This window comes from Gallibacterium salpingitidis (assembly GCF_030517105.1).
GTDB lineage: Bacteria > Pseudomonadota > Gammaproteobacteria > Enterobacterales > Pasteurellaceae > Gallibacterium > Gallibacterium salpingitidis.
This window is the reverse complement of sequence record NZ_CP103875.1, coordinates 2,658,996-2,665,000: the sequence shown is the minus strand read 5'-3', so window position 1 is coordinate 2,665,000 and position 6,005 is coordinate 2,658,996. Positions and strand designations below refer to the sequence as shown.

At 39.1% G+C, this 6,005-nt stretch carries 4 protein-coding genes (1 of these 4 only partly in view); 3 read left to right on the top strand and 1 reads right to left on the bottom strand.

Features of this window, described 5'->3' with window-relative positions:
• Positions 1-2,927, bottom strand: partial view of a phosphoribosylformylglycinamidine synthase gene (purL, locus tag NYR30_RS12675; RefSeq protein WP_066114105.1) — the 5' portion only. Its footprint begins 982 nt before the window's first position; 2,927 of the gene's 3,909 nt are visible here — the first part of the coding sequence; its start codon is at positions 2,925-2,927; its stop codon lies off the left edge, out of view.
• 149 nt (positions 2,928-3,076) lie between these two features.
• On the opposite strand from purL, the gene mltF reads away from it, so the two are divergent.
• Genes mltF through pyrE form a run of 3 tightly spaced genes read left to right on the top strand, consistent with a single transcriptional unit; the run spans position 3,077 to position 5,934 of the window.
• Positions 3,077-4,513, top strand: coding sequence for a membrane-bound lytic murein transglycosylase MltF (gene mltF / locus NYR30_RS12670; protein ID WP_066114108.1), 1,437 nt, complete (start codon positions 3,077-3,079; stop codon positions 4,511-4,513).
• Positions 4,514-4,558: 45 nt separating this feature from the next.
• Positions 4,559-5,278, top strand: a complete 720-nt coding sequence (rph, locus tag NYR30_RS12665; RefSeq protein ID WP_066422045.1) for a ribonuclease PH — start codon at positions 4,559-4,561, stop codon at positions 5,276-5,278.
• A gap of 11 nt (positions 5,279-5,289) precedes the next feature.
• Positions 5,290-5,934, top strand: a complete 645-nt coding sequence (gene pyrE, locus NYR30_RS12660; RefSeq protein ID WP_066422048.1) for an orotate phosphoribosyltransferase — start codon at positions 5,290-5,292, stop codon at positions 5,932-5,934.
• Positions 5,935-6,005: the final 71 nt, after the last annotated feature.

The following is a 6,005-nucleotide window of genomic DNA, read 5'->3' as shown; positions in this document are numbered from 1 at the left end:
CCGCGTTTCACAATAATATTGTTATCAGCTGTCACGTTACCTAATACTGTTGCAACAGCATCAAGTTGATATTGTTTAAGTGTATCCCACACTACTTGATGATCAGCCTGACGAATCTGTAATACTGCACCTAATTCTTCATTAAACAATACTGCTAAATCATCAGCACCCAATTTTTCAATATCAACATTGACGCCACAATTTCCCGCAAATGCCATCTCTGCAAGCGTTACAATCAAACCGCCATCAGAACGATCGTGATAAGCCAATAATTTTTGTTGTTGCACTAATTGTTGCATCGCATCAAAGAAGGCTTTCAAACGTTGTGGATTTTCTACATCAGCAGGTTTATCACCAAGTTGTTTATATACTTGAGCTAATGCAGTTGCGCCTAAACGATTCTTACCTTCACCGAGATCGATAAGAATTAACTCACTTGCGCCTTTATCAGTACGAAGCTGTGGTGTAACTGCTTTTCTAACATCTTCTACACGTGAAAAAGCGCTGATCACTAATGAAAGCGGCGCAGTAACTGTTTTTTGTTGTCCATCTTCCTGCCACGTTGTTTTCATTGACATAGAATCTTTACCAACAGGAATGGTTAAACCTAATGCTGGACAAAGCTCTTCACCAATCGCTTTCACAGCTTGATATAATCCGACACCTTCTCCAGGGTGATCGGCTGCTGACATCCAGTTTGCCGATAATTTAACGCGTTTAAGTTCGCCAATATTCACTGCTGCCAAATTAGTAATTGCTTCTGCTACCGCTAAACGAGCCGACGCCGCAAAATCTAATAATGCTACTGGTGCACGTTCACCAATCGACATTGCCTCACCATGATAAGTATCAAAACTTGTTGTAGTCATACCATAATCGGCTACTGGAATTTGCCAAGGACCAACCATTTGGTCACGCGCCACCATACCAGTAATTGAACGGTCGCCAATTGTAATTAAGAAGGTTTTCTCTGCTACTACTGGTAAACGTAAAACACGATGCAATGCTTCTGTTAAATCAATTTGTTGTGTTGCTAATGCTGCTGAATTAACTTGTTTAGATACCTCATTACGTTGCATTTTTGGTGTTTTACCAAGTAACACATTCATTGGTAAATCAATCGGTTTATTAGCAAAATGATCATCGTGTAAGGTTAAATGTTGTTCTTCTGTCGCCTCACCAATTACCGCATAAGGCACTTTCTCACGTGCACATAATTGTTCAAACAATGGCAATTTATCAGCATTAACAGCAAGCACATAACGCTCTTGTGATTCGTTACACCAAATTTCTAATGGGCTCATATTACGTTCATCACTTAAGATTTTACGTAATTCAAAACGTCCGCCACGACCACCATCATGCACTAATTCAGGCATCGCATTTGATAATCCGCCAGCACCAACGTCATGAATAAAGAGGATTGGATTATCCACACCCATTTGCCAACAACGGTCGATCACTTCTTGACAACGACGTTCCATTTCAGGGTTATCACGTTGTACAGAAGCAAAATCCAGATTTTCCGCAGATTTTCCTGATGCCATTGATGAAGCCGCACCACCGCCTAAACCGATATTCATTGCTGGTCCACCTAAGACGACTAATTTCGCACCAACAGGAATTTCACCTTTCTGGATATGCTCTTCACGAATATTTCCCATACCACCAGCTAACATAATCGGTTTGTGATAACCACGCACCTCTTCGCCATTAAAGCTATTAACTTTTTCTTCATAAGTACGGAAATAACCTAATAATGATGGACGGCCGAACTCATTGTTAAACGCCGCACCGCCTAAAGGTGCTTCCAACATAATATCTAATGCTGACGCAATACGATTTGGTTTTGATAATGGTCCTTCCCAAGGTTGTTCATATCCTGGAATACATAAGTTAGAAACAGAGAAACCGACTAACCCTGCCTTTGGCTTTGAACCGCGACCTGTCGCCCCTTCATCACGAATCTCACCACCAGAACCTGTTGCCGCACCAGGGAATGGAGAAATTGCTGTTGGGTGGTTATGCGTTTCTACCTTCATCAAAATTGGCATTTGTTCTTGGTGATAACGATAGGTACCATCTTGATCTGGGAAGAAACGTCCTGCTGCTGAACCCTCCATCACTGCAGCATTATCTTTATACGCAGATAACACATAATCCGGTGTTTTTTCATAAGTATTTTTAATCATTTTAAACAGTGATTTTGGCTGTGCTTCACCATCAATCGTCCAATCCGCATTGAAAATTTTATGGCGGCAATGTTCAGAGTTTGCCTGAGCAAACATATATAGCTCAACATCAGTTGGATTACGTTTTAATAAGGTGAATTGTTCAAGCAAATAATCAATTTCATCACTTGCTAAAGCTAAACCTAATTCTACGTTAGCTTTCTCTAATGCTGCTCGTCCACCGGCAAGTAAATCAACGGTTTTCAATGGTTTTGGATCTTGTTGCGCAAAAATTTCTGTTAAACGTGCATAATCCTCAACCACTTCTTCCATCATACGATCGTGGATCAATTTAACAACAAATGCTTGTTGTTCTGCGTTCAAGGCAGAAGCGAATTCGCAATGATATAAAATACCTCTTTCTGCACGTACTACTTCACTTAGCCCACAACTATGAATAATATCTGTTGCCTTTGATGACCAAGGTGAAATGGTACCAATACGAGGAATAACAATTTGTCCTTGTAAGAAATTCTCTGCTGCATTGTCAGCAGGAAAACTCATAACGGCATTCGCCTCAAAAAGTTGAATTAAATGATCGATTTGCAATTGATTCAGCGGATTTTTGACTTCCACAAAATAGAGATAATTGGTCTCACAATTACCCAGTGAAATTTGTTGTTCTGCAAGTTGTGAAGAAAGGCGGGAAAGTCGAAAATCAGAAAGAGCGGTTGCACCACGGAAAATCAGCATCATAGCATTATCACCTAATTTAAAATGAAAAAATCGGCGCTTATTATACCTAAACTCCCATTAAACGGAAACGTTTGCGTTCTGGCTTATTTGTACTTATCGATTAGATCTTATACAATGCGCACTTTTCGAGAACACAAGTTGAGGTCTATTTGAAAGGGTTATCAGTCAGAATTATCTTAGCTATCGGTCTATTATTATGGGCTATTGATATGGTCTTTCCATGGCAAAAGATTATGCGCTCAGACGATAATCTCTATTCTTCCATTCAAAAACGTCAAGAACTGGTTGTCGGCACTATTAATAATGCGTTCTCTTATTTTGTTAATCCGAATGGTGCAGCAGGCTTAGAATATGAACTCACCAAAGCCTTTGCTGATTATCTTGGTGTACAACTCACGATACAAACTTTTGATAACTCAGAAGATTTGTTGCAAGCACTCGAAGAAAACCAAATTGATCTTGCTGCAGCAAACTTAATGTATCAAACAGATAAAGCGGAACGTTTCCAAATCGGGCCAAGCTATTACTCTGCTTCCTGGCAATTAGTCTATCGGAAAAATAGCACCAGACCTTATGATTTAAGTCAGTTAAGCGGTAAATTATTAATCCCAAACAATCCTGATTTACAAAAAAAATTATCTCAATTAAAACAACAATATCCGCAACTTGAATGGCAGGTTGATCACAATATGTCGCCAGAAGAAACTTTATTGGTAGTTGCGGATGGTAAAGCGGATTACACTATCGCCAGCTCAATTGATGTGGCTTCAATTCAGCAAGTGAAACCTAATTTGGCTGTTGGCTTCGATTTAACAGAAGAAACTTCGGTGAATTGGTATCTACCGCAAAATCCATATAATGAATTACAAGCAGCGCTGCTGGATTTCATGAACTCTGCCAAAGAATCAGGGCTCATTTCACGTATTGAGGAAAAATATTTTAGTCATCTTTCCCGCTTTGATTATGTCGATGCGAGAACCTATATTTCGGCAATTGAAAATACCTTGCCAACTTATTTAACGCTTTTCCAACGCTATGCCGATCAATTAGATTGGAAGCTGTTAGCTGCTATTTCTTATCAAGAATCACATTGGGACGCCAACGCAACGTCACCAACTGGGGTACGCGGTATTATGATGCTTACCAAAGAAACAGCAAACCGTATGAATATTGATGATCGGAATGATCCTGAACAGAGTATTAAAGCTGGCTCTGCATACCTACATATGCTATTGGCTAAAATGCCGGAAACTATTGCTGAAGAAGATAAAATTTGGTTTGCACTTGTTGCTTATAACTTAGGTTTAGGGCATCTATTAGATGTTCGTCGCTTAACTGAAAGTCTTGGCGGTAATCCAAACAATTGGCTAGATGTGAAGGCAAATTTACCGTTACTTGCTGATAAAAAATATTACAGCAAACTCAAATTTGGTTATGCTCGCGGCTATGAAGCCTATCAATATGTTGAAAACATTCGTCGTTACCATAACAGCATTATCAATTACTATCGTATTCAAGAACAAACTCAAGTAAATGACTCACCAGCAGAAACAAATCTGCCAGAAGTCAGCCAAAACCCACTATAATTATGCTAAAATTTGGCATATTTTTTGCTAATTCGGAGATTTTTTATGCGCCCAAATAATCGCGCCAATGATGCAATGCGCCCAATTAAAATTACTCGTCACTATACAAAACACGCTGAAGGTTCAGTATTAATTGAATTTGGCGACACTAAAGTATTATGTAATGCCTCTATTGAAGACTCTGTACCACGTTTTTTAAAAGGACAAAATCAAGGCTGGATTACTGCGGAATACGGTATGTTGCCACGTGCAACCAACGTGCGTACTCAACGTGAAGCAGCTAAAGGCAAACAAAGCGGACGTACAATGGAAATTCAACGTTTAATCGGTCGTTCCTTACGTGCAATGATCGATCTTGAATTATTAGGTGAACGCACGATTACTTTAGATTGTGATGTAATCCAAGCTGATGGCGGTACGAGAACTGCGGCAATCAGCGGCGCTGCTGTTGCTTTATATGATGCCATTCAAACATTATTAGATAACGGTTCATTAACTAAAAACCCAATTAAAGGTTTAGTTGCCGCGGTTTCTGTCGGTATTGTGGATGATCAAAAAGTTTGCGATCTTGAATATGTCGAAGATTCCAATGCGGAAACCGATATGAATGTAGTGATGACTGACGAAGGCAAAATGATTGAAATCCAAGGCACTGCCGAAGGCGAACCATTTAGCCACGAAGAATTACTTGAATTACTTGCTTTAGCAAAACAAGGTATTGCACAAATTAACCAAGCGCAAAAAATGGCATTACAACAAAACTAATAGGAAAAAATATGCAAACTTATCAACAACAATTTATTGAATTTGCATTAAGCCGCCAAGTATTAAAATTTGGTGAATTCACGTTAAAATCTGGCCGTATTAGTCCTTATTTTTTTAATGCTGGTCTATTTAACACCGGCGAAGATCTTGCCAAATTAGGACGCTTCTATGCAGAAGCCATTCAAGCGCAACAATTAGATTACGATGTTATTTTTGGCCCAGCATATAAAGGAATCCCTATTGCTACCGCGACTTCGGTTGCCCTTTATCATCAATTTTCGCTTAATAAGCCGGTCTGCTTTAATCGTAAAGAGGCTAAAGATCATGGTGAAGGCGGTAATTTGATCGGTAGCCCACTACAAGGTAAAGTATTATTGATTGATGATGTCATTACCGCTGGTACAGCAATTCGTGAATCAATGCAGCTCATTGATGCACATCAAGCGACCTTAAGCGGTGTTATGATAGCTTTAGATAGACAAGAAAAAGGCAAAGGTGAACTTTCTGCTATTCAGGAAGTGGAACGTGATTATCATTGCCGCGTTAGTTCAATTATTACCTTTGAACATTTATTAATTTACTTACAACAATCTGAGCAATATGCAGCTTTTTTACCGAAAATGCTCGCATATCGTCAACAATATGGCATTGTTTAATTCATAATAACTTAATAATACTAAACACAAATGCCGCCTATGTAGCGGCATTTTTTATCTTTTTTATTTTT

What these genes read in the sequence shown, in the direction of transcription:
- rph (WP_066422045.1), top strand. Translation starts at nt 4,559, where the DNA reads ATGCGCCCAAATAATCGCGCCAATGATGCAATGCGCCCAATTAAAATT.
- pyrE (WP_066422048.1), top strand. Translation starts at nt 5,290, where the DNA reads ATGCAAACTTATCAACAACAATTTATTGAATTTGCATTAAGCCGCCAA.